This is a genomic window from Streptomyces sp. NPDC031100, assembly GCF_055570785.1.
This window is the reverse complement of record NZ_JBVIGN010000008.1, coordinates 132,091-154,977: the sequence shown is the minus strand read 5'-3', so window position 1 is coordinate 154,977 and position 22,887 is coordinate 132,091. Positions and strand designations below refer to the sequence as shown.

Here is a 22,887-nt window from a genome sequence, read left to right as displayed (position 1 = left end):
TCAATAAAACTATCGACGAGCCGACGCGGCGGGATGTCACATCACCCGAATCCCCAACTCCCCCGCCAGCGCAGGCGCCAGATCCAGCAGTTGCCCCGTACTGATCACCGCCCCCGACAGCCGGTCCAGCCCCCGCACGATCTCCAGCGGACCGGCCCCGCGCAGGTCCACGTCCTTCAGGGTCGCGCTGCTGAAGTCGGCCTCCTTCAGGGCGCAGTCGACGAACTCGACCCGCTCCAGGTGGGCGCCGGCGAAGTCCGGTTCGAGCAGGACGCAGGAGTCGAAGACGACGTCCTTGAGGCGGGCCTCGCGCAGGTTCAGAAAGTCGATCTTGCCGCCTCGGACCACGACCCGTTCCAGGACCGCGCCGTGGAGCTGGGTGCCGCCGAGGCGGGGGTCGCGCAGTTCGACGTCGCGGAACGTGGACTCGGCGAGATACGTGCCGACACCCCGCAGGCCGGTGAGGACCGAGTCCAGGAACCGGGCCCGCCCCAGTGCCGCGTCGTCCACCGCGCAGTCCGTCAGCGCACAGTCCATGAAGCGGGCGCCCGCCCCGTCCTGCCGGGCCAGGTCCGCCTCCCGGAACTCCAGCCCGTCATAGTCGCCGTCCGGCGCCAACTCCCCGTCCGTCCAGGGCTCCAAGGCCGGCAGCCGCACCTCCGGCCGCCGTGCGCCCTTGACCCCTGCCCGCTGCGTGCCCGTCGCTCTCCTCGCCATACCCCCATGCTGCACCCCGCCACTGACAATCCGTCCGACCTGCGGAAACCGGATCCGCGGCCGGCTGATGTCACATTTCCGGGGCCTGTGCGGTCGTACTCATGGACAAGGTGAACCGATCCGAGGGGGACCGCATCCCATGCACCGCATCACCGTCGTCGGCGGCGGCTTCGCCGGACTCACCGCCGCCATCACCGCCGCCGAGGCAGGCGCCGAGGTCACCGTGTACGAGGCCCACCACACCCTGGGCGGCCGGGCCCGCACCGCCGAGGGACCGTACCGGACGAACGAGGGCCCGCACGCCCTCTACAACGGCGGCCCGCACTGGACCTGGCTCAAGCAGCGCGACCTGATCGGACCGCTCGCCCCGCTCCCCCTGGAGGCGGCCCGGCTGCGGCTGCGTCACCACGGCGTCCTGCGCCGCACCCCGCCCTTCGCCATGCTCAAGCTGCTGCGCCCCGGCGTCCGCCAGGCCCCCGTCGACACCGACTTCCTCAGCTGGGCGACCGACATCGCCGGCGAGGAGGGCGCCCGCGCGGCCGCCCACTACGCGGCCGTCGCCCTCTTCCACCACGACCCGGGCGCCCTGTCCGCCGCCTTCGTGCAGGAGCGCCTGCGCCGGGCCACCAAGCTGCCCCCGGAGGCGCACTACCCGCGCGGCGGCTGGGCGAGCGTCATCGACCGGATGGCCGCACGGGCCTGGAACCTCGGCGTGCGGATCGAGACGCTGTCGCGGGTCGACGCCCTGCCGACCGACACCCCCGTGGTCGTCGCCACCTCCCTCCCCGCCGCCCGGCGGCTGCTCCGCGACGACTCCCTGACCTGGCCCAGCGGCCGTACCGTCCTGCTCGACCTCGCCCTGCGAACCCGGCGCGGGGACCCCTTCATCGTCTCCGACCTGGACGCGCCCGGGTGGCTCGAGCGGTTCACGGTGCCGGACCGCGCCCTCGCCCCGGCCGGCGAGCAGCTGATCCAGGGTCAGTTCCCGATCCGGCCGGGCGAGGGGCGCGCCGACGGTCTGGCGCGGGCCGAGGAGCTGCTCGACCTCGCCTACGAGGGGTGGCGGGAGCGGGTCACCTGGCGGCGGGAGGCCGTGGCGCAGGGCCGTACGGGGGCCGTGGACCTGCCGGGCAGCAGCTGGCGGGACCGGCCCGCCGTGGACCGTGGCGACGGCGTCTACCTCGCCGGCGACCAGGTGGCGGCGCCGGGCGTGCTGGCGGAGGTGTCCTTCAACAGCGCTGTCACCGCGGTCGCGCTGATCATCGGCCGGCCCGCCCTTGACCTCAAGCATGCTTGAGGTTGAAGAGTGGGCCTCCGGAGACAGAGACACGATCACTGGGGGTCCCATGCACGCCGTGCGCCTGTACGCCTTCGGGCCGGCCGAGAACCTCACCTATGAGAAGGCCGCGGACCCGGTCCCGGGGCCGGGCGAGGTGCGGATCGCCGTGGCGGCGGCCGGGGTGCATCTGCTCGACACGGCCCTGCGCGAAGGACACCAGGGGCCTCTGCCCGAGCCGCCCGCCCTGCCGACCGTCCCCGGCCGCGAGGTCGCGGGGGTCGTGGACGCCCTGGGCGAGGGGGTGGACGGGGCGTGGCTCGGCAGGCGGGTGGTCGCCCACCTGGGGTTCGCACTGGGGGTCCCCCCAGGCTCTTCAAGCACTGGGGGAGGCTACGCCGAACTCGCCGTCACCGGTGTCGAACGCCTCCACGTGATCCCGGAGGGACTGGGCTTCGCCGAGGCCGTCGCCATGATCGGCACGGGGCGTACGGCCCTGGGGATCGCGCAGTTCGCCGAGCCGGGGCCGGACGACGTGGTCGTCGTACCGGCGGCCGCGGGCGGCATCGGCACGCTGCTCGTGCAGTACGCGAAGAACGCCGGAGCCATGGTCATCGGCCTGGCGGGCGGACCGGAGAAGACCGCCCGGGTGGACGCGGCCGGCGCCGACCTCGCCGTCGATTACACCGACTCCACCTGGCCCGCCAAGGTCCGCGCCCACCTCGGGCACGGAGAAGGGCACGGTGAACGGCACGCCACGATCGTCTACGACGGCGTCGGCGGCGAAGTCGCCAGGCAGGCCGTGGCCCTGCTCGGGCCCGGCGGCCGGCATCTCGTCTTCGGCTGGTCGGCGGAGGGGATCGGCGAAGGCGCGAAGGGCTACTTCGCCGAGGGCGTCTCGGAGTCGGTCCTCGGCCCGGCGATGCTCCAGAAGGCGGGCGGCCTGCGCGCCCTCGAACTGCGCGCCCTCACCGAAGCGGCCGAGGGTCGGCTGCGCCCGGCCGTCACCCACTTCCCGCTCGCCGAGGCGGCCGCAGCACACCGGGCGCTCGAGACGCGCGGCACGATCGGGAAGGTGGTGCTGGAGCCATGACCTCTTGAACCGGGGGCACGTGCGCGGTGCCGGCATTCCGCGAGCCGGCGGGTGACGCGGCCGACGCCGTGGCCGCGCGCAGGTAACGTCAACGCCCGTTCGGCAGCTGGTCAGTTCGGGCCGGTCAGCTTGATGGAGGCCTCCAAGACATGAACACATCCGGGATGACCTCGAATCCGAGTCCTTCGTACAGTCCCTGTCCTTCGGAGGAGGCGCGCAGGGTGACGTGTGAGACGTCGTGCGCGGTGAGCCAGGCCAGGACGGCGGCGGTACAGGCGCGGGCGTAGCCGTTGCGGCGGTGGTCGGGGTCGGTGACGACGGAGACGATTTCCCCGAAGTTGGCCGCTGCCGTGGGGTGCTGGGCAGGAGACGGGGGTCACGCATCCGATGGCGGCTGAGAGGAGTCGGCCGGTGCCGTTGTCGATGAGGTAGGCGGCGATGGACGCTTCGACCTCCAGGAGTTGGGCGATGTCGTCGGCGCAGCGCTCGGTCCATGCGGGGTCCGGGGCGGGGCCGAGCGCGTTGAACATGACGCCGCGCAGGCGCGCGAGTTCGGGCGCGTCGGCGGCGGTGGCGCGGCGGGGCTTCACCCTGTCACTTCCCGGGCGAGTTCGGCCGCGGTCGGCCGGTCGGCGGGGTCCGCGGACAGGCACGCGGTGATGAGCCGTTCAAGGCCGGGGAAGGGCCAGGGCATCGTCCCGCCGATCGACGCGGGGGTCTTGGTGGCGATAATGCGCAGTTTCTCGGACCGGTCGGCATCGTCCGCATAGGTGAAGGGGCGGCGTCCGGTCCAGCACCACAACAGGGTCGCGCCGAGCGCCCACACGTCAGCCTGGGGGTGGCCTGAATGTGGGTGGTCTCATCGGTTCCGAGGAGCGCGGCGGCGATCTCGGGGGCGGTGGTGTGGGTCAGCGCACCGCGGTAGGGGGTGCGGCCCTTCTCCCCCTCGGGGCCGCAGGCCAGGGCATAGTCGATCAGGTACCCGGTGCCGTCGGCCGGGTCTACGAGGATGTTGGTGGGCTGCACGTCGGCGTGCGCCCAGCCGTGCGCGTGCATGGCGGCCAGACGGACGGCCAGATTGCGGGCCGCAGTGAGCATCCACGGCCGCACCGAGGGCCGGTCGCCTTCGGGGCCGCGGGCGAGTGCCCAAGTGCGCCACAGGGGGCGGCCGGTGAGCCACTGGACAGCAAAAATCCGCGCCGTGGAGGCTAGAGGTGTTCGGGTATGAGCGAGATCGCCCCGGGGTCAACGCCCCTGATGCCGACGTGCATCGAAGCGGAGCAGCACCCGCGCCACACGCCACGCCGCAGCAAAGACAGCTAGCACGACCCCCACCACGAGCAGGCCTTTCCCTGCAGGCTTGGAGACGCCCGCGACCAGCGCTGGGACCAATAGCACGCCGAACACGGCTGCGGCTAGGACAGCAGCCGTCACCAGGGCGAACATGATCTCCACCGTCATCGCGTCCTTCTCCGACCGCGACTCCCGCCCCATATCCATGCTGCAAGTTTCACACGGACCGTCAGGCCCTCGTAGCCGAAATCCCGCGCGGTTCATTCCTCGCCGGTCTCGTCCTCGTCCAGCTCGGGCGCGTCCCGGGTCGCGCAGCGGGCGCAAGGCGCCGGCGGCCGGGGTGGAAGCAGTGAAGCTGTAGCGGCCGAGCACGTTGAGGTTGCGGTGCTTGAGCGGGGAGAGCCGGGCGACGTCCTCGTCGTGGATCTCATGGCCCTCGGCCCGGAGTCGCTCGACGGCGGCGTCGATGTACCGCGTGGTCTACAGCACCACCACGTTGAGGGCCAGGCCGAGCGCGCCGGGCTGGTCCTCCATGACGTCCCGGTACGCCTGGCGGATGGTCCCGCGCTTGCCGTGGCAGACGTCGCGGGCGAGCTTGTGGCGGGGACTCCTGCACGGTGAACTGTCGGTTGCCGCCGGTAGGTGCCGTCCGCCCGGTCGATGACCTGCAGCAGGTGCTCGGTCTCTGCGATCCGCCCGTACTCCGTCCCAGCGGCAGGTACGGCACTAACTCTGGCAGTTTTTACAATTGGCGGATTGATAATCTTGCTGCGCCCGCACCACGCGACTCGGTGCGGCTAATCTAGTGAGTGGCAGCATAACCCTGCCTGATCTGCCTGGATTGCGACGGATGCAGGCCCGACGGGGAGTCGCGAAGGAATTTAGGAAGTGACCTTCAAGCAGTCTGCCACTTCGTTGTTTGCCGATAAATGCAGTCAGAGATTCAACCGTTCCTGATGGTGATGACAACACTGGCAATGAAGGCGATCAAAAATGCGAGCCCGGCGATCCTCAAGCTCCTCCTGTCTATCCATGATGCGCCGATAGGCCTTCGGAGCCGACGGGTCCTCAGCTAAGGCCGGCGGACTCCCCTCAACCCGACGAGACCACCCAGCCTCGCACCCCGGAGCCCACGTACGGGTGCTATCGCCCCGTTCCGAGCCTGGTCAGCGCCTCGTCCGTCAGGCGGTGTGCAAACGCCGCAGGCCGCTCCCCGAACAGCGCCTCGCGCAACTGCTCCTCGCTCGCCCGGGCCTCCTGCGGGGCCTTCTCGTACTCGGCCAGCTCGCGGATCAGGGTGTGGATGACGGGTATGTCGGCGGGGGGCCGCGGTGCAAATCATGAGGGGGAGGGCAGCCAGCGGCCGCCCTCCCCCGTCACCCGGTTTCGGTCCCCGGACAGGTCAGCCGGCGACCGGCTTGGTCGGCGCGCTCGTTGACGTGCCGTCCTTGTGGCCGGTGCGGTGGGCGGTCACCTTCACGGTGATCTTCTTGCCCTTCTGGGCCGCCTTCAGCACCAGCGAGGACTTGGTCGCCCCGCTGATCGCCTTGCCGTTCGCGTACCACTGGTACGAGTACGACGTCGCCGCCGGGCTCCAGGTGCCGTTCGACGTCTTCAGCGTCCTGCCGGTTTTCGCCGTGCCGCTGATCACCGGTGGCTTGGTCGCCTTGGGTGCATCCCCCTGGGCGACGGTCACGGCCGGCGAGGTCGCCGTACCGCTCACCCAGCCGCTCTTGGCAGCGGTGACCGTCACGGTGAGCTGCTTGCCGAGCAGGGAGGCCGGGATGGTGTACGCCGAAGAGGTCGCCCCGGAGATCACCTTGCCGTCGGCCTTCCACTGGTAGGTGTACGACGAGGGGGTGTTCGACCAACTACCCGGCGAGGCCGTGACCTTGGCGCCGATCTTGGCGGTGCCGGTCACCTTGGGCGGGGCCGTGTTCCGCAGTTGGGGCTGCTCGGTCACGGTGAACGTGCCACGCGGGTACTCCCAGCCTCGCGTGAGCACGCTGACGTCCCAGGTGCCGACAGCGGCGCCGGTCAGGTCCAGGGTGGCCATGACCGAGCGGTTGTCGGCGGCGACCGAGTCCGCCTTCGCCGTGCGGGTCTGGCCCGCCCGGCTCAGCCGGACCTCCACGTCCGGGCCGAGCGCGGTGCCGGTGACCGTGAGCTTCACCTTGCTGCCGCTCACGCCCGTGTCGGGGCCGACCGCGGTGACGGACGTCTTGTCCGTGCCGCACAGCGAGGAGGAGCAGTTCAGCTTGAGGCTGTAGGAGGTACTGGACGCCTTCTCGGGCAGGCCGAGGACGAGCACTGTCGGGGTGGCCGCCGACGACGAGCCGAGCGCGTCGCAGTCGTAGCCCTCCGGGATGTAGTGCGTGCAGCCGTTGTCCCAGGTGGACGTGTTGTACAGCGCGGGCACCGCTGTGGCGGTGGCGCCGGTGGTGTCCTTGACGTCGACGCCGAAGCGGTCGAAGCCGGTGGTCGGCAGCGCCGCACACACGGCGGTGTGCGACTCGTCGAGCGTGCCGGTGACCGGCCCGTACCCGAACGCGACAGACAGCACCTTGGCGCACTCGGGCGCGGGGCCGTCGGCGGTGGCGATGCGCAGGGCGTCCAGGTGGTACTCGGGAGAGGCCTTCAGGTTCGCCGGGGTCTGGACGAGGACCTGGTGGGTGGTGGAGCCGGTGACCGCGCAGGAGCGGTTGCGGAAGGAGCACTCGGTGTTCCCGTCACCACCGAGGACGGCGATGTTGGCCGTGCCCAGCGGATCACGGACATCGACGTGGAGGACGTCGGTGGCCGCGTCGGTGGTGACCTGTGTGCAGTTCAGCGTGCCGGGAGCGTCGTACGTGCCCTTCACCGACGGTCCGCCCACCTTGGCCGCAGCCGTCCTGGTGCAGCCCGCAGAGGCGGCGCTCGCGGTGACATCCCTGCGGGTGAGGGTGTAGGCGGCGGCCTGGTCGCGGCCGGTGACCAGCACGGTGTGGGCCTTGCCCGGGGTGAGCGGGCAGAGGGTCCAGCCGTTGGTGGTGGCCCAGCGGTCGCAGACCTTCTTTCCGGTGGAGTCCAGCACCGAGAACTTCGCGGATACGTTGCCGGAGGTCGCGGTCAGCTGGAAGACCTCGGCATTCGTGTGGGCGTCGGCCGGGATGCTCAGGCAGTGGGCGAAGACACCGTCACCCGTGGTGAACGTGGCCTTCGCGCCGTCGCTGGTGAAGCTGCCAGCAGGCAGGACGGGACAGTCGTTCGCGGTGTCCGTGCGGTACAGGGCGAGCGCGTACGGGCCGGTCGCGTCCTCGCCGCTGTCCTCGGTGTGGACCACCGCGCGGAAGGGCGCCGTACCGGTGAGCGCGCAGTCGCCGTCGGACAGGCGCTCGGTGTCGCACTGGACATTGCCGTCCCGGTCCAGTACCTCCACGTCGGCTTCGACGCCGGAGGAGGCAAGCGGGGTGAGCGCGGCGATCCGGGCGCCCTGCGGGGCGGACAGAGCCAGGCAGTCGTACTGGCCGACCGTGCTCAACTCGCCCTTGTGCGGGCCCGTCCCAGCGGTCTCGCACCCGGCGCCGGAGGCGCGGTCGAGGACGACGAGGCCCTTGCGAGGAGGAGCGGGGAACGGGTAGAAGCCGCCGGGGATCGCGGTGTACGTGCCGGCGGAAGGCACCCGGCACGGGTCCCACCCCGACCGGCACACCGTCTTCCCGTCGGCGTCGTACACCCAGGCCGCGCCGGTGGAGCGTTCGTCGCTGACGTAGTGGACGGTGTACGGGCCCGCCTTGTCGGTGGTGAAGGTGAAGCAGGGGTTGGCGGTAAGGTCCGGTCCGTCCAGGGCGCCGTACGGTCGTACGGGCGCCGGGGTGCAGCCCCGCGGGTCGTTCAGGCGGCGGACGTCGACCGCGTACTCGGCCGGGAAGCCCTGCTCCGCGCGCATCACCCGGGAGATCACCCGGTAGGGGCCCGTGCCATCGGCGGGCAGGACACAGCTGTCCTCGCCGTCCTCCGGGAAGTGCGGGCAGATGCGGGCGCCGGTCGCATCCGTGATCCACGCGGTCTCGCTGCTGTCCGTCCTGACACTGTGGTCGAGGCGGATCCGCTCGCCCGGCTTCGCATCGAACGGCTGGCAGTCGACCTCGACGGGGCTCACCGTCGTCCGGCTGACGACCGGCTGGTCCCAGGCGGTGCCCGCGGGGTCCGCGCAGCCCTTCGTACCGGCGAGCGGAACGACGGTCACCGTCGTGTCCGCCGCCTGCCAGCCCTGGTTGTGGACGCTGAGCGTGTAGGTGCCGGCCGCGGGCAGGTCGCACCAGCCTTTGTCCGCGTACTCGGTGTCGTAGCAGTCGAGTTGGGTGCCGTCGGCGGCAGTGACGTGCGGGTACAGGTCGCTGCTGGTGTCGTCCAGAGACACCAGGTGCAGCCCCGGCGCATCGGCCGTGACGGTGAAGCAGACCGACCCGTCGGCCGGGACGCTCGCCTTGGCGGCGGCGGTCCCGGGGTCGCCGAACCACGCGAGGGCGAGCGGCGCGCACGCGGGGCCGTCGGCGCGGGCCGCGCCCGCCCCGGTGAGGGTCAGAAGTGAGGCGAGCAGCGAGACGAGGACGGCGACGGCGGTCAGCCGCCCGGGTCTCGCCGACGAAGCGGAGTCGTCGGACAACGGATCCCCCCTGGATCACTGGATGGTGGGGCGATGGTCGCACACAGCATCAGCGATCTGACCCGCCACCCAGCACGACAGGCATGCCATCGGTGAGCCGGTACTCGGGGCGCCGGGGTCGCCGGGCACGTGGCGTCGTCGGCCGGGAGCTGCCCGGTGAGCAGATAGCGACTGCCGTGACGGTCCATGCAGGTGTTCCCGGCGAACAGGTACTGGCCGTGGTTGCCGCCGCCGGCGACGACGAGGCGGGAGCCGGCCAGCACCTGGTGCATGCGCCGTGCGCCCTCGACCGGGGTCGCCGGGTCGTCCTTCGCCTGGAGAAGCAGGACCGGCGGCACGTGCGCCGACCCGATCTTCGCCGGCCGGGCCGTCGGAGCCTTCCAGAACGCGCACGGCGCGCTGTACCAGGTGTTCAGCCAGGCGAACAGCGGAGACTTGGGGGCTGCCGCCGTCGTGTCCTTGTGCCAGGTCGCCCAGTCGCGGAGCCATGCGTCGTCCACGCAGTTGCAGGCGAGCTGGGCCGGGTTCACGCCGCCGAAGGCAAGCTGGTCGGTGTCGCCGAGCAAGGCACTCGCATCCCCGCGCCGGTAGTCGGAGACGGCACGGGCCACGTCCACCCAGAGGACGTCCGTGTACATGGAGGAGGCGAGCAGGTCGTCCAGTGTGGATCGGTTGACTGAGCCGGTGGCAGGCCCCCTTGGCGTACACGGAGAAGACCGTCCGCCCAGCCCTTCTCTGTGGTCGGGGACAAAGAAGGGGTGCCCGGCCCATGTGGTCGGGCACCCCTTCGGGGCGTGCAACTGTCAGACGGGCTGCGCGGTGGGCGTTGGGGCGGTGGTTTTGTGAGTCTTGTTCGTCTCGCGGAGGACGAGTAGCCCGGTGATCGCGATCAGTGCCGAGGTCATGCCGTGGATGCCGAACGCGGCGGCGTTGGAGCCGTGGTGGGCCAGGACGTTGATCATGTCGCCGAACGGGGCGACGGCCTCCATCAGCAGGGCCCAGGCCAGGGCGCGGCGGTGGCCCGTCATCAGCAGGATGCCGAGGACCAAGCCCATCGCGCATTCGCGGGTGCCTTTCATGATGAGGAAGCCGTCGCCGTTGCCGGCGGGCCATTCCGGCAGGCCAACGCCATGAGTGGACGCCTCCGGGGCCAGGATGAAGGACAGCCCGAGGTAGAGGACGAACAGGGCGCAGGCGGTGACCAGGACAGTATTGACGTTCTTCAGCGACATGGTGGTTCTCCTTCGATGGTCGGGCTGGAAGTGGGACCGCGGTCAGCAGCGGGTGTGACGGGGGCGGTCGATGAACTGCCGGACGGCGCGGCCCGCTGTGGGTGGGGCGGACAAGATCGTGCGCCTCGGGGCGTCTTTGACCGTGCTGCCTGTCGGCACCAGCGAAGCTGTGATCCGCTTGGTCGCCATCGGCCTCACGCCCCGGCATCGCCCGGGGTGAGGATCTCCATGAGATGGCCGTCGGGATCGCGGAAGTAGGTACCCCTGCGGCCCTGAGTGCTCTTACTGCGATAGACCTGCCCAGTCTCCTGGCACGCGGGATCGCCGTAGTGGGGGATTCCGCGGTGCTGGATGCGGGCGAGGGCGGCGCCGAACTCCTGCTCGCTGACCATGAACGCGTAGTGGTGCGGCTCGAAGTCGTCGAGCTGGTCGTAGTCCAGACTGACCTGGTTGGCGAGCGTGACCGGCGTGAAGTGCGCCACTGGCGGATCGACACTCAGGCCGAGGATGTCGGCCAGGAACTGCGCCGAGGCTTGCGGGTCACGGGCGGGGACGATGGTGTGATTCAGTTCCACGGCCATAGTGACTCCTCGTCAGGGATGTGCTATGCACGGTGGGTTGATCGGTGGCATTGGCGGCTCGCGGCGTGACGGAGAGGCGTGATCGCCCAGGAGAGGGGGCAGGGCTTCAGCCGCTGCCCTCTCCTGGCCGCAGCCGCCGCGTCACACGTCGATCTGCTCGAAGATGTGCGGGTACGACACGATGTCGTCGGGGAAGTCGGCGGCCATGCGCTGGAACTCGGGGCTGCCGAGCGCGGCGGCGAGGACCTCGGTCGATTCCCAGACCGCGACGTTCATCAGTAGCTGACTGCCCGCCGTCCCCTGGTGCATCTGCAAGGAGACGAATCCCGGCTGCGCCTTCATGAACTCGGCCTGTCGTCGGAAGAGGGCCAGGAACGCCTCGGACCTTTCCTTCGGTACGACGAAGGTGTTGGCCAGGACGATGGGCCCTGTCTTCTCCTGGAACTGCGCGAACATCGGCGTGTGCGGGTCGAGACTCTGGAGCGTGGCCATTTCGGTAGGTCCTCTCGCTATCGGTTGTCCGCTCAGGGGCGCCGCGATCCAGCCAACGCTCGTTGGCAACGCTCGTTGGCAACGCTCGTTGGCAAACGTAGGGGCGTCACCCTGGACTGTCAACAGCCGTTGGCCTACATTCGTAGGCATGACCGGCACCACGGAGAACCAACAGGCCGTACGGCGTTCCGACGCAACCCGCGCCACGATCCTCGCCGCGGCCCGCGAGCGGTTCGCGTCGGACGGCTACGAGAAGGCGACCATCCGGGCCATCGCGCGCGACGCGAAGATCGACCCGTCGATGGTGATGCGCTACTACGACAGCAAGGCGGGCCTGTTCGCAGCTGCCGTCGCGATCGACCCCGGACTGCCCGACCTGCCCGTCGAACCGCTCGAGGCGATCGGCCGCACGCTGGTGAGCCACTTCCTCACCCTGTGGGAGGAGAACGGGGAGCTCACCGCACTGATGCGGGTCGGCGCCACCGACCCGGCCGCCGCCGAACGCATGCAGAGCGTGCTGCGCGAGCAGTTGATCCCGTTGGCCCGCCAGGTGGGCCCCGAACCGGAGCAGGCACAGACACGGGCGGCACTGTGCGCCGCGACCGTGCTGGGACTCGCGCTGACACGCTACGTCCTGCGGTTCCCGGCGAGCGTGGCGCTCAGCCGCGAGGAGATCGTGGACTGGCTCGGCCCCACAATCCAGCGGTATCTCACCGCACCCACACCCTGAAGAACGTGTCGCGGCTTGCGGAACTTGTTGCCGAGCAGCATGAGGCCGACGGGTATGTAGCCGGAAACCCACACGGTGCCCCCGCAGATCGCCAGGCCATCATGCGCAGTTGACAGAATCCGCCAGGCTCGGTGAGACGGAGGAGCGATTTCGGAGTCGGCGGTTGGCAGGCTCGCTCCCAGCGGTGTCGCGGACGATGTCGGGGAAATGGCGTCGGAAGGTGGTGTTGCTGAGTCGGAACTCACAAATCTTCACCGGGCCCACGGGGTGACCGCGCTGCTCGGAGACGGCGGATTCGTACCGCACATCCCCAAGCAGGGCGACGTGGATATCCATCCGTGGGACGCGGGGCTCGCCGCGCTGCCTGCGTAGAGGACCTAACACCGCGAAGCCCGGACCGGGCCAAGCGCGGTTTCGCCGACTGTACGGTGGTGGCGCCGACCGCCCGCGTCAGGGCTCCCTACTGGCCTGTACCGAGCCTGGTCAGCGCCTCGTCCGTCAGGCGATAGACCGTCCACTCGTCCTGCGGCCGCGCGCCCAGAGCCTCGTAGAAGCCGATCGCGGGCTGGTTCCAGTTCAGCACCGACCACTCCAGGCGCCCGTAGCCGCGCTGCACGCAGATGCGCGCCAGTTCGGTCAGCAGCGCCCGGCCGTGGCCCCCGCCGCGGGCGGACGGGCGGACGTACAGGTCCTCCAGGTAGATGCCGTGCACCCCGCGCCAGGTGGAGAAGTTGAGGAACCACAGCGCGAACCCGACCGGTTCGCCGCTCTCCTCGTCCACGGCCATGTGCGCGAAGGCCGCCGGCCGCTCCCCGAACAGCGCCTCCCGCAGCTGCTCCTCGCTCGCCCGCGCCTCCTGCGGGACCTTCTCGTACTCGGCCAGCTCGCGGACCAGGGCGTGGATCACGGGTATGTCGGCGGGGGTCGCGGTGCGAATCATGAGGGGGAGGGTAACCGGAGGAACCGTGCTGCCTCAGTGCCGTCCCGCCACCCGGTCCGCGATCCGGGCCAGGCGGGAGGACTCCGCGGCCGGGTGGAGGCGTTCGCGCCGGTCGGCGGCGCGGTAGGTGGCGTACATGCCCTGGACGCCCAGCCAGCGGAAGGGTTCCGGCTCCCACTTGCGCACCTTGTGGTCGACCCACGGCAGGTCCGTCAGCTCGGTGCGGCCGGCCTGGCCGGAGTCCTGCTGGACGAGGTCGCGCAGGGTGCGGGCGGCCAGGTTGGTGGTCGCGACGCCCGAACCGACGTAACCGCCCGCCCAGCCGAGTCCGGTGGCGCGGTCGAGGGTGACCGTGGCGCACCAGTCGCGCGGCACGCCGAGGACACCGGACCAGGCGTACTCGACGCCTACGCCCGCGAGGGCGGGGAAGAAGCGGGTCAGGATCTCCCGCAGGGCCTCGATCGTCTCCGGCTGGGTGCGGCCGTCGTTGTCGGTGCGCGAGCCGAAGCGGTACGGCACCCCGCGCCCGCCGAGCGCGATCCGCCCGTCGGCCGTGCGCTGTGCGTACATGTAGGCGTGCGCCATGTCGCCCAGGGTTTCGCGACCGTCCCAGCCGATGGCCGCCCACTGCCCCTCGGTGAGCGGCTCGGTGGCGATCATCGAGGAGTTCATGGGCAGCCAGGTGCGCCGCTGGCCCTTCAGGGAGGCGGTGAAGCCCTCCGTGCAGCGCAGGATGTAGGGGGCGCGGACCGTGCCGTAGGGCGTCACCGCGTGCTTGGGGCGGATCTCGGTCACCGGTGTCGACTCGTGGATGGTCACGCCGAGCGCCTCGACGGCCGCCGCGAGGCCCTTGACCAGCTTCACCGGGTGCAGCCGGGCGCCGTGCGGGGTCCAGGTGGAGCCCACCGCGTCGGCGACCCGGATCCGCTCCTGGGTCTCCCGGGCACCGTACAGCTCGCGGTCCTTCTCGCCGTACGACAGCTCATGCTCGTGGAAGGCCTTCAGCCGGGCCAACTGGGCGGGCGTGGTCGCCACTTCCAGCACCCCGCCCCGGTGCACGTCGGCGTCGATGCCCTCCGTGTCGGCGACCGCGACGACCTCGGCCACGGTGTCGTTCATGGCCTTCTGCAGGTGTACGGCGGCCTCGTGGCCGTGCAGCTTCGCGTACCGGTCGCGGCCCGCGATGCCGTTGTACAGCCAGCCGCCGTTGCGGCCGGAGGCGCCGTAGCCGCAGAACTTCTGCTCCAGGACGGTGATGCGGAGGAACGGGGCGGCCTTCTTCAGGTAGTAGGCCGTCCACAGGCCCGTGTACCCGCCGCCGACGATCACCACGTCGGCCGTCGCGTCCCCGGGCAGCGGCTCCCGTACCGCCGGGAGACCGTCGTCCGCGTACCAGAAGGAGATGCCGCCGTTGACGACACTGCTTGCCGAGCTGCTCATGCGCGGACGTTAACCCACAGCGCAGCCAGTGTCTCCTTCGGATTCCATGCTTTTCCGCGGCCTCTGACCAGCGGATAACAGCCGAGACCGATCAGTACGGACAGGAAGTGCCCGAAGTCGGTGAAGGTGCGGCTGGTGGCGAGCGGGACCGCGTAGATCACGAGCAGGACCGCCAGGTACGGGTACCGCCAGGGCGCCGCTATCCGGTAGGTGAGCACCGCCATCACGCCGGCCAGCGCGTAACTGACGCCGATGTCCAGGGTGTTGACCGCGGACTGCGGGGCGTGGCCGTCGTGGATCGCCATCAGCAGGGCCAGCTCGCTGATCAGCGTGGCGCCCACGTGCGCGGCCGCGCACACCACGAGCCAGCGCACGGTGCCGAGCCAGCGTTCGGCCTGGGCGTGGAAGACGGTGTAGAGCGCGGCGTACGGCAGCCAGTGCCCGCTGTCGATCCACATCGCGCTGGTGATCAGCACCCGTACGGGGTTCTGCGACAGCTCGTGGATGTTGGTCGACCGCCGCCGCAGGAAGTGCTCCTCGAACTCGGGCGACATGTGGTGCAGGGCGACCGTGGTGACGAACAGGATCAGCAGCCAGACATAGGTGCCCGGGGCGCTGCGGACGTAGGCCGCGACCGCCCGGAGCCCGCGCCGATATCGGATGATCCGGTTCACAGGCGTCAGTATGGTCGGCAAGGTGATCGAGGTGCCCGACGGGCCGGGGAGTTCCTCGCCCGGCCGGCGTCCGTGCCGGCCCCGGCGGGGCTACGCCGTCCGGGTGGCATCGTGCAGGCGATGCCGGAGCAGGTTCCCTCGGCGCTCGGTCTGGACCGGGAGTGGGCGTGGACGCCGGGGCGGGTGCTGCAGAACTGTCTGTGGGAGTTCGAGGACAACGCGGCCGGGGCCTGACACGCCGCCGGACGGCCTATCCCGCCGACAAGGGATGAAGCGGTCATACCGTACGCGATATGAAGAGATGTCACATTGCCTACCTCGCGTGCACCGCCACCCTCGCCGGCGCCGGACTGGCCGCGGCCCCCGCACCGGCCGCCCCCACGATCCTGAGGGTTCACCCCGGCGAGTCGATCCAGAAGGCGGTCGACGCCGCGAAGGCCGGGGACACCGTCCTTGTGCTCGCCGGCACCTACCACGAGAGCGTCAAGATCAGCACGCCCTGGGTGACGCTGCGGGGCGTGGGCGCCCGGACGGTGATCGCGCCGGGCGACACGAAGGCCAACTCCTGCGCCGAGAGCGGCAACGGCATCTGCGTGATCGGCACCAAGACCAAGAACGTCGAGGGCGTCACCGTCGCCGACCTGACGGTGACCGGCTTCAGCCGGGCCGGCGTGTTCGGCATGGCGACGGACACCATGACCGTGCGCGGGGTGCACGCCGACAAGAACGCCGTGTGGGGCATCGCCCAGGAGCGGTCCGTGCACGGGATCCTCCGGAGCAACCGCGCACACGACAACGGCGACGCGGGCCTGTTCCTCGCCAACACCATCAAGGAGGAGGCGGGCGCCTACGACGCCGGGCAGACGCTGGTCCAGAACAACCGCCTGGAGGGCAACCGGATCGGCATCACCGTGCGCAGGCTGCGCAACGTCACCGTCACGGCGAACCGCGTCACCGGCAACTGCGCCGGGGTGTTCGTCGTCGGCGACGAGAACCGGCCCAAGACCGGCGACGTGACCGTGACCATGAACCGGGTCACCAGCAACAACAAGTCCTGCCCGAAGACCGAGCGGCTGCCCATGCTGCAGGGCTCCGGCATCGTCCTGACCGGCACCGAGAAGACCCGGGTGACCGCGAACCAGGTCACCGGCAACACGGGCACGTCCCCGCTGTCCGGCGGCATCGTGCTCTTCAAGAGCTTCGTCGGCGTGACCAGCGACCAGAACCGGATCGACGCGAACGCGCTGCGGAACAACTCCCCGGCCGACCTCGTGAACACGGACACGGGCAAGGGCAACACCTTCGAACGCAACTCCTGCCGGGCCTCCAGGCCCGCGGGCCTGTGCTGACCGCCCGGCCACTGCCCCTGCTGGACCGACGCAGACCGAAGAAAGAGAGAGGGCGGCAGATGACGTCCGCTGAAACAGCCCCACCGCCACCCATGCGGCTGCGTGAACTCGTGTTCGGCGCGGCCTGTGCCGCCGCCGTCCGGGCCGCCGCCCGGCTGGGCGTCGCCGACGCCCTGGAGAACGAGCCGATGGCCGTCGAGGACCTCGCGGCCGCGGTGAAGACCGAACCGAAGCCGCTGCGCCGGCTGCTGCGGGCCCTGTCCTGCTACGGCGTCTTCGCCGAGCAGCCGGACGGGACGTTCGCGCACACCGGCATGTCCCGGCTGCTGCGCGAGGACGATCCGGGCAGCCTGCGCGCCATCGCCCTGTGGTGCACCGAACCGTGGACCTGGGACGCCTGGCCCAAGCTGGACGAGGCCGTGCGCACCGGCCGGAACGTCGTGGAGGACCTCTACGGCAAGGAGTTCTTCACCTACCTCAACGAGGACGCCCCGGAGTCCGCGGACGTCTTCAACCGCGCGATGACCCGCTCCAGCGAGCAGTCGGCGCGGGAGGTGGCGGCCCTGCTGGACCTGTCCGGGAGCACGTCCGTCGCGGACGTCGGCGGCGGCCAGGGACACGTGGTGGCATGCCTGCTGGACAAGTACCCGGCGATGCACGGCAGCCTGCTCGACCTGCCCCGGGTGGTCGAGAACGCCCTGCCGCGGCTGCGCGAGGGCGGCGATCTCGCCGGCCGCGCGCGGATCGTGCCCGGCGACGTCCGCGAGGCGATCCCGGTCAAGGCCGACGTCTACATCATCAAGAACATCCTGGAGTGGGACGACGAGAGCACGGCCCGGTTGCTGCGCAACGTCGTCGAGGCAGGCGGACCCGGCACCCGGGTGGTCGTCATCGAGAACCTGGTGGACGACACCCCCTCGATGCGCTTCAGCACCGCCATGGACCTGCTGCTTCTCCTCAACGTCGGCGGGGCCAAGCACACCACCGGCTCCATGGTGAGCAGGCTGACCGCGGCGGGCCTGAAGGTCGACGACATCCGGCCGGTCAACCCGTACCTGCACGCGTTCGAGTGCCACGTGCCGGGGTGACGGGGCACCCGGGCACGCCACACCGGCCGCCGGACCCGCGACGCTGCGGGTCCGGCGGCCGGTGGCCGTTCGGCAGGGCCGTACGGCTCAGTCGCGCTCCCAGACGTAGAAGCGGTGTGCCATCGCGTCCTTGGGGGACCTCCAGGTCTCCGGGTCGTACGCGCTGACGTACGCCTGCAGGCGCTCGCTGACGTCACGGAACTCGGGGTGGTTCGTCACCTTGGCGATGGCCGGTCCCGGCTCGCGCTCGGACTCGATGAGGTGCAGGTACACATCGCCGAACTGGAAGAGGCTGCGCCGCACGACACCGACGAGGTGGGGCAGCTCTCCGCGGTCGGACTCCTCGAACACCTTGGCGATGCCGGGGGCGGAGCCCGGGGCCATCCGGGCGACGATCAGGGCCTGGTGCATGGACGTGCTCCTTGGTCGGTTCAGTCGGCCAGGGCCGGTGCGGGCCGGTGTCCGGTGGCGGCCTTCTCGATCTTGTCCCGGATGAGGGCCAGCTGGATCTTGGAGTTCCGGTTGATGTTGTCGGTCATCCACTCGTCGTCGACCGGGGCCTCCGGCTTCATCGCGAAGTCCTGCGTCCACACCATCCGGGTGCCGGCGGGCACCTCCTCGTACCGCCAGTGGATGTCCATGTGGGCGAAGGGGCCGGTCTCGACGCGGCGGGCCTTCACGGTGAGGGTGTCGCGGTCGGGCTCGCGCTCGGAGACCCAGCTCCAGACGGTGCCGTTGTCGTCCGGGTGCATGGTCAGCCGGAACGTCGTCTTCTTCCCCTCCCGGGAGAGGATCTCGACGGACGCGTACTCGCTGAACAGCTGGGGCCAGCGCTCCAGGTCGTTGGTCATGTCCCAGACCAGGTCCAGCGGTGCGGCGATCGTGATCTCGTTCTTGGTGTGTCCTGCCATCTCAGGCTCCTGCCATCAGGGTGCTGTTGACGAGGTCGAGGAACTGCCGGGGCGTCTTGCAGCGCTCCGCGTCGGGCGGCATCGCGGTGCCGTGCCGGTTCTCCAGCTCACCGACGATGCCGAGCAGGCCGAGCGAGTCGACACCGAGGGCGTCGAAGCCGGACTCGCCCAGCTCCAGCAGCGATTCCGCGGGGACGGTGACCCCGGCGGCCTTCTTCATCAGCGCGGCCAGTTCTTCCACGGTGATCTGTGCGGTCATGCGATTACCTCCTGTACTGCTGGGCGTGGTCGGCGCCGTGCCGGAGCACCAGCGCCGAGTTCGACCCCATGAGTCCGCGGCTGAGCACCAGCGCCGTGCGCAGCTCGGCGACGCGGGCGCGGCCGGTCACGAGGTCGAGGTCGTGGCAGACGTCGACGACGTTCGGGGTCGGCGGGACCAGTCCGTGCTCCATCGCGAGCACGGCCGCGGCGGTGTCCAGCACGGGCGCCGCGCAGTAGCCCCGCCCGATACCGGTCTTCGGCGCCGTGACCGGCACCCGGCTGCCGTGCGCGCCGAGGGCGTCGGCGAGCGCGAGCGCCTCGGCCCGGTCCGCCTCCGGGACCCCGAGGGCGTCGGCGAAGACGACGTCGATCTCCTCGGGTGCGCAGCCGGCCTCGTCCAGGGCCTGCCGGACGGCGTGGGCGAGGCCCTCCCTGGACTCGGCCCAGCGGGAGGCGCCGGTGAAGGTGGCCCCATGGCCGGCGACGAAGGCCCGGACGTCCGCGCCGCGCTCGCGGGCGGACGCCTCCGCCTCGACGACGAGCATGGCGCCACCCTCGGACGGCACGAACCCGCAGGCGCCCTCCGTGAACGGCCGGTAGGCGCGGGCCGGGTCCGCCTCGGTGCTCAGCTCCCGGTAGCCGAGCTGGCAGACCGCCGAGTACGGCGCCAGCGGCGCCTCGGTGGAGCCGGCCACGATCACGTCGGTGCCGCGCCGCACCGCCCGCGCCGCGTGCGCGAGGGCATCCAGACCGCCGGCCTCGTCGGAGGCGACCACCGAGCAGGGCCCCTTGAACCCGCGGCGGATGGAGATCTGGCCGGTGCTCGCGGCGTAGAACCAGGCGATGGACTGGTACGGGCCGACGAACCGGCTGCCCTTGCCCCACAGCCGCTGCAGCTCGCGCTGGCCGAACTCGCCGCCCCCGGACCCGGCGGCGGTGACCACGCCGATGGAGTAGGGCTCCCCGGAGGTGTCGGCCTGCCCGAGCCGGGCGTCCTCCAGCGCGAAGTCGGCCGCGGCCATGGCGAAGTGCGTGAACCGGTCGGTCTGGACGAGGAACCGCTCCTCGATCGTCACCGCCGGATCGAAGGCGCGGACCTCGCCGGCCACCTTCAGCGGAAGGTGCTCACAGCCCTCGCGGGTGACCCGGTCGAGGACGCTGAGGCCTTCCTGGGTCGCCTTCCAGAAGGTGTCGGTGCTGGTGCCGTTGGGCGCGACCACCCCGATGCCGGTGACGGCCGCGCGTCGGTCATGCGGTTCGCTCATCGTGTCCTCTCCCTCGTCCGGTCCCTCGTTCGGGTCAGGACCACCGCGGACTGGAAGCCCCCGAACCCGCTGCCCACGGACAGGACGCTGGTCAGCTTCCGTTCGCGGGCGACGCGCGGGACGTAGTCCAGGTCGCACTCGGGGTCGGGGGTCTCGTAGTTCGCGGTCGGGGGTATGACCTGCTTGGCCAGCGCCAGCACACAGGCGACCACCTCGATCGCCCCGATCGCCCCGAGGGAGTGCCCCACCATCGACTTGATGGAGCTCATGGGGGTGTCGTAGGCGTGGTGGCCGAGCGCCCGCTTCACGGCCGCCGTCTCGTGGCGGTCGTTCTGCCGGGTGCCGGAGCCGTGCGCGTTGACGTAGTCGATCGCCGTGGGGTCGAGCCGGGCGTGGTCGAGCGCGGTGTCGATCGCCCGGGCCATCTCCAGGCCTTCGCTGGTCAGGCCGGTCATGTGGTAGGCGTTGCCGAAGGTGGCGTAGCCGCCGAGCTCGCAGTACACGTGCGCGCCGCGGGCCCGGGCGTGCTCCAGCTCCTCCAGGACGAGCACCGCACCGCCCTCGCCCATGACGAACCCGTCACGGTTGTTGTCGAAGGGCCGGGAGGCGTGTGCGGGGTCGTCGTTGTTCGGGGACGTTGCCTTGATCGCGTCGAAGCACGCCATGGTGATCGGGGAGATCGGCGAGTCCGACGCGCCGGCTATGCAGATGTCGGCGCGGCCCTCCTCGACCGTGTGGAAGGCGTACCCGACCGCATCCAGGCCCGAGGTGCAGCCGGTGGAGACGGTCTGCACCGGACCCTGCGCGCCGAAACGTTCCGCCACCGCGGAGGCGACCGTGCTGGGCGAGAACGCCCGGTGCAGATGCGGCTCCGCCTCGCGGTGGTCGACGTCCCAGCGCTGCCCGCGGTGGCTGACCAGGACGTAGTCGTGCTCCAGGCGGGTGGTGCCACCGACCGCGGTGCCCACCGAGACCCCGATCCGCCAGGGATCCTCCCGGGCCAGGTCGAGGCCCGAGTCCCGGACCGCCTCCGCCCCGGCGACCAGGGCGAACTGGATGTACCGGTCCGCCCGGGCGACCTGGTCCGCGTCCAGGCCGTGGCCCGCCGGGTCGAAGTCGCACTCGGCGGCGATCCGCGACCTGAGCCCCGAGGGGTCGAAGAAGGTTATGCCCCGCGTCGCGGTCCGGCCGTCGGCAAGAAGATCCCAGAATGCCGGTACGCCGATGCCGCCCGGAGCAACGATGCCTATGCCAGTGACCGCCACGCGCCGGGTCATGAGCGAACCCGACCCCGGTCGGCCGCCTGCGCGGCACCCGTCGGCACGGGCTCGGTGACCACTGCGGCGGCCCCGATGACCTCCGTCTCCTCGGTGTCGACATGGCCCAGCTGCGGCCGCGGGGCCAGCGGCCCCAGGTGGAAGACGATGCGCGCCTCCACCTTGCCGACGTTGCGGAAACGGTGCCGCATGTAGGCCGGGATCATCAGACCCTGCTCGGGCCTGAGCGAGTGCGGCTCGCCGTCCAGGTCCACCTCCAGCTGCCCGCAGACGACGTAGACGAACTCCTCGGAGTACGGGTGGTAGTGCTCGCCGATGCGGTCACCGGGCTGCACGATGGCCACGCCCATGAAGCCGCTGGTGGAGCCGACCGTGGCCGGGGTGAGCATGGCGCGCAGGTCGCCACCTCGCCGGACGTTGGGCTCGACCTCACTGAGGTCCACGATTTTCGGACGGGGTTTGATGGACAACGTTTCCTCCGTTGGATGTCTGCGTCGGCGCTTGGCGTGGGAGACCCGGACGTCGGATCAGGCGTCCGGCGAACGGCGGTCGGTGATCAGGTCCATGCGGGCGGCCTCGGCGTCGAGCAGCTCGCGCACCTCGGCGGCCGCCCGGGAGTCCCGCGGCAGCGCCTCGACGTCCCGGTCGCCGCGCATGTCGACCAGCCGGACGACGACGTCGTCACGCTGGAAGACCGTGCTGCGCAGGACCGGGCTCGCCGGATCGTCAGCGGCCGCCGAGTCGGCCCGGGCGAGCAGCTCGGCCAGCCGGATCCCGCGGCCGGGCCGGGCCGGGTAGTACAGGGCCTGCCGCATCCCCTCCGGCTGGTCGTCCGCGCTGACGTGGTGCACGGCCGGCAGCGCCGCCCGGGTGAAGAAGACCCTGGCCGACTCCGGGTCGTCGAGGTCGCGGTCCTGTTCCAGATACGGGTTGATCGCCTCCTCCACGGCCCGCACCTCCGGCTGCCGGGCCACGTGCCGCAAAGCCGCGAGCAGGTCGCCCCGCACCTCGATGGCCCGCACCACCCGGTTGCCGTGCATGAACAGCGAGGTCCGGCACAGCCGTGTGCTGTCGTCCACCCGGGCCTCGGGCGAGGCGTAGTCCGCGAGGATCTTCGCGACCTTCTCCTCGCTGCCGGGCTTGACCGTGAAGGTCAGCGCGTGCCGGATCACCCCGTCGCCGATCCGCGGGTGGGCCTGCAGCCGGCGCTCTCCCGACTCGGCGTGCTGCGCCACCCCGCCGGTCTCGCGCACGATGTGGAACCGCAGCGACCGGGTGTCCCGGACACAGCTGTGCAGCGGCTGCACCATCTGCACGTGCTCCTCGCTGTTCACCCAGGTGAGGAACGGCGGGGCACTCTCCCACTCACTCGTGATGAGCCATTGGGATGGATTCTCGATGGACTGGCAGAGTTGATCGCTGACATGCCCGGGCACGGACGCAACCTGGTTGCACAGCTGCTCGTACGCCTCGAGGAACTGCTGCTGTGCACCGTCGTAGACGTCGACCAGGAGGACGACCCGAAGCCGGGAGCCGTCGAACACGGACTGGGAGACACGCTTCGACACCTCGCGGGTCGGCGTTTCTGAAAGACGTTCAGACGTCGTGGTCACCTGTACA

Annotated in this window: 23 protein-coding genes and 3 pseudogenes; 5 read left to right on the top strand and 21 right to left on the bottom strand. The window is 70.8% G+C overall.

The window, feature by feature from the left end; all coding sequences use genetic code 11:
- Nucleotides 1-36: 36 nt before the first annotated feature.
- On the bottom strand, nucleotides 37-717 hold the full coding sequence (locus ACZ5DS_RS23295) for a pentapeptide repeat-containing protein (RefSeq protein WP_468241648.1): 681 nt from the start codon (nucleotides 715-717) through the stop codon (nucleotides 37-39).
- Between the two features lie 139 nt (nucleotides 718-856).
- Between ACZ5DS_RS23295 and ACZ5DS_RS23290 the strand changes: the two genes are divergently transcribed.
- Together ACZ5DS_RS23290 and ACZ5DS_RS23285 are read left to right on the top strand one after the other, a co-directional pair.
- Entirely contained in the window at nucleotides 857-2,014 is a 1,158-nt protein-coding gene (locus ACZ5DS_RS23290; RefSeq protein WP_468241646.1) for an FAD-dependent oxidoreductase, read from the top strand.
- A 49-nt stretch (nucleotides 2,015-2,063) separates the two neighbouring features.
- Nucleotides 2,064-3,086 (top strand): zinc-binding dehydrogenase, encoded by a 1,023-nt coding sequence (locus ACZ5DS_RS23285; protein WP_468241644.1) that lies wholly within the window; start codon nucleotides 2,064-2,066, stop codon nucleotides 3,084-3,086.
- 124 nt (nucleotides 3,087-3,210) lie between these two features.
- On the opposite strand, the pseudogene ACZ5DS_RS23280 reads toward ACZ5DS_RS23285, so the two are convergent.
- The 10 genes and pseudogenes from ACZ5DS_RS23280 to ACZ5DS_RS23235 form a co-directional block, all read right to left on the bottom strand.
- Nucleotides 3,211-3,420, bottom strand: a pseudogene (locus ACZ5DS_RS23280) (GNAT family N-acetyltransferase); the annotation flags it as partial.
- Nucleotides 3,421-3,672: 252 nt separating this feature from the next.
- Nucleotides 3,673-3,912, bottom strand: a complete 240-nt coding sequence (locus tag ACZ5DS_RS23275; protein ID WP_468241641.1) for a hypothetical protein — start codon at nucleotides 3,910-3,912, stop codon at nucleotides 3,673-3,675.
- A gap of 419 nt (nucleotides 3,913-4,331) precedes the next feature.
- Entirely contained in the window at nucleotides 4,332-4,586 is a 255-nt protein-coding gene (locus ACZ5DS_RS23270; RefSeq protein ID WP_468241639.1) for a DUF6332 family protein, read from the bottom strand.
- Between the two features lie 53 nt (nucleotides 4,587-4,639).
- Nucleotides 4,640-5,095: pseudogene (locus tag ACZ5DS_RS23265) on the bottom strand (Tn3 family transposase); the annotation flags it as partial.
- Nucleotides 5,096-5,552: 457 nt separating this feature from the next.
- Nucleotides 5,553-5,693, bottom strand: a pseudogene (locus ACZ5DS_RS23260) (GNAT family N-acetyltransferase); the annotation flags it as partial.
- Between the two features lie 88 nt (nucleotides 5,694-5,781).
- Complete coding sequence (locus ACZ5DS_RS23255; RefSeq protein ID WP_468241637.1) at nucleotides 5,782-9,027, bottom strand: Tat pathway signal protein; 3,246 nt, start codon at nucleotides 9,025-9,027, stop codon at nucleotides 5,782-5,784.
- Nucleotides 8,985-9,665 carry an alpha/beta hydrolase gene (locus ACZ5DS_RS23250; protein WP_468241635.1) on the bottom strand — a complete coding sequence of 227 codons (681 nt, stop codon included), beginning with the start codon at nucleotides 9,663-9,665 and terminating at the stop codon, nucleotides 8,985-8,987. The genes ACZ5DS_RS23255 and ACZ5DS_RS23250 overlap by 43 nt, the downstream gene beginning before the upstream one ends.
- A gap of 165 nt (nucleotides 9,666-9,830) precedes the next feature.
- On the bottom strand, nucleotides 9,831-10,259 hold the full coding sequence (locus ACZ5DS_RS23245; RefSeq protein ID WP_468241633.1) for a DUF4267 domain-containing protein: 429 nt from the start codon (nucleotides 10,257-10,259) through the stop codon (nucleotides 9,831-9,833).
- A gap of 194 nt (nucleotides 10,260-10,453) precedes the next feature.
- Complete coding sequence (locus tag ACZ5DS_RS23240) at nucleotides 10,454-10,840, bottom strand: VOC family protein (protein ID WP_468241631.1); 387 nt, start codon at nucleotides 10,838-10,840, stop codon at nucleotides 10,454-10,456.
- A gap of 141 nt (nucleotides 10,841-10,981) precedes the next feature.
- Nucleotides 10,982-11,332, bottom strand: coding sequence for an antibiotic biosynthesis monooxygenase family protein (locus ACZ5DS_RS23235; protein WP_468241628.1), 351 nt, complete (start codon nucleotides 11,330-11,332; stop codon nucleotides 10,982-10,984).
- A gap of 148 nt (nucleotides 11,333-11,480) precedes the next feature.
- On the opposite strand from ACZ5DS_RS23235, the gene ACZ5DS_RS23230 reads away from it, so the two are divergent.
- Nucleotides 11,481-12,062, top strand: coding sequence for a TetR/AcrR family transcriptional regulator (locus ACZ5DS_RS23230; protein ID WP_468241626.1), 582 nt, complete (start codon nucleotides 11,481-11,483; stop codon nucleotides 12,060-12,062).
- A gap of 460 nt (nucleotides 12,063-12,522) precedes the next feature.
- Here the strand turns inward: ACZ5DS_RS23230 and ACZ5DS_RS23225 are convergent, their stop codons facing one another.
- From ACZ5DS_RS23225 to ACZ5DS_RS23215, 3 genes are read right to left on the bottom strand one after another with little or no spacing between them, the layout of a single operon-like run.
- Nucleotides 12,523-13,002 (bottom strand): GNAT family N-acetyltransferase, encoded by a 480-nt coding sequence (locus ACZ5DS_RS23225; protein ID WP_468241624.1) that lies wholly within the window; start codon nucleotides 13,000-13,002, stop codon nucleotides 12,523-12,525.
- A gap of 33 nt (nucleotides 13,003-13,035) precedes the next feature.
- Nucleotides 13,036-14,442: an NAD(P)/FAD-dependent oxidoreductase gene (locus ACZ5DS_RS23220; protein WP_468241622.1), complete on the bottom strand. Its 1,407-nt coding sequence runs from the start codon at nucleotides 14,440-14,442 to the stop codon at nucleotides 13,036-13,038.
- Nucleotides 14,439-15,107 (bottom strand): rhomboid-like protein, encoded by a 669-nt coding sequence (locus tag ACZ5DS_RS23215; RefSeq protein ID WP_468242168.1) that lies wholly within the window; start codon nucleotides 15,105-15,107, stop codon nucleotides 14,439-14,441. The genes ACZ5DS_RS23220 and ACZ5DS_RS23215 overlap by 4 nt, the downstream gene beginning before the upstream one ends.
- A gap of 302 nt (nucleotides 15,108-15,409) precedes the next feature.
- Here ACZ5DS_RS23215 and ACZ5DS_RS23210 point away from each other — a divergent pair, with 302 nt between their 5' ends.
- Both ACZ5DS_RS23210 and ACZ5DS_RS23205 read left to right on the top strand, forming a co-directional pair.
- A complete protein-coding gene (locus ACZ5DS_RS23210) occupies nucleotides 15,410-16,465 on the top strand; it encodes a right-handed parallel beta-helix repeat-containing protein (RefSeq protein ID WP_468241620.1) in 1,056 nt (351 codons plus the stop codon).
- Nucleotides 16,466-16,524: 59 nt separating this feature from the next.
- Nucleotides 16,525-17,553, top strand: a complete 1,029-nt coding sequence (locus ACZ5DS_RS23205) for a methyltransferase (RefSeq protein ID WP_468241618.1) — start codon at nucleotides 16,525-16,527, stop codon at nucleotides 17,551-17,553.
- Nucleotides 17,554-17,640: 87 nt separating this feature from the next.
- Here the strand turns inward: ACZ5DS_RS23205 and ACZ5DS_RS23200 are convergent, their stop codons facing one another.
- The 7 genes from ACZ5DS_RS23200 to ACZ5DS_RS23170 all read right to left on the bottom strand — a co-directional run bounded on the left by ACZ5DS_RS23200 (nucleotide 17,641) and on the right by ACZ5DS_RS23170 (nucleotide 22,880).
- Entirely contained in the window at nucleotides 17,641-17,964 is a 324-nt protein-coding gene (locus tag ACZ5DS_RS23200) for a TcmI family type II polyketide cyclase (RefSeq protein ID WP_468241616.1), read from the bottom strand.
- 20 nt (nucleotides 17,965-17,984) lie between these two features.
- On the bottom strand, nucleotides 17,985-18,464 hold the full coding sequence (locus tag ACZ5DS_RS23195; protein ID WP_468241614.1) for an SRPBCC family protein: 480 nt from the start codon (nucleotides 18,462-18,464) through the stop codon (nucleotides 17,985-17,987).
- Between the two features lies 1 nt (nucleotide 18,465).
- A complete protein-coding gene (locus ACZ5DS_RS23190; RefSeq protein ID WP_468241611.1) occupies nucleotides 18,466-18,723 on the bottom strand; it encodes an acyl carrier protein in 258 nt (85 codons plus the stop codon).
- Between the two features lie 4 nt (nucleotides 18,724-18,727).
- Nucleotides 18,728-19,990 carry a ketosynthase chain-length factor gene (locus ACZ5DS_RS23185; protein ID WP_468241609.1) on the bottom strand — a complete coding sequence of 421 codons (1,263 nt, stop codon included), beginning with the start codon at nucleotides 19,988-19,990 and terminating at the stop codon, nucleotides 18,728-18,730.
- The gene (locus ACZ5DS_RS23180; protein ID WP_468241607.1) at nucleotides 19,987-21,267 is read right to left on the bottom strand and encodes a beta-ketoacyl-[acyl-carrier-protein] synthase family protein; all 1,281 of its coding nucleotides are present in this window, start codon (nucleotides 21,265-21,267) and stop codon (nucleotides 19,987-19,989) included. Before ACZ5DS_RS23180 ends, ACZ5DS_RS23185 begins: the two co-directional genes overlap by 4 nt.
- Complete coding sequence (locus tag ACZ5DS_RS23175) at nucleotides 21,264-21,710, bottom strand: cupin domain-containing protein (protein WP_468242165.1); 447 nt, start codon at nucleotides 21,708-21,710, stop codon at nucleotides 21,264-21,266. The genes ACZ5DS_RS23180 and ACZ5DS_RS23175 overlap by 4 nt, the downstream gene beginning before the upstream one ends.
- 84 nt (nucleotides 21,711-21,794) lie before the next feature.
- The gene (locus ACZ5DS_RS23170; protein ID WP_468241604.1) at nucleotides 21,795-22,880 is read right to left on the bottom strand and encodes a SchA/CurD-like domain-containing protein; all 1,086 of its coding nucleotides are present in this window, start codon (nucleotides 22,878-22,880) and stop codon (nucleotides 21,795-21,797) included.
- Nucleotides 22,881-22,887 lie beyond the last annotated feature (7 nt).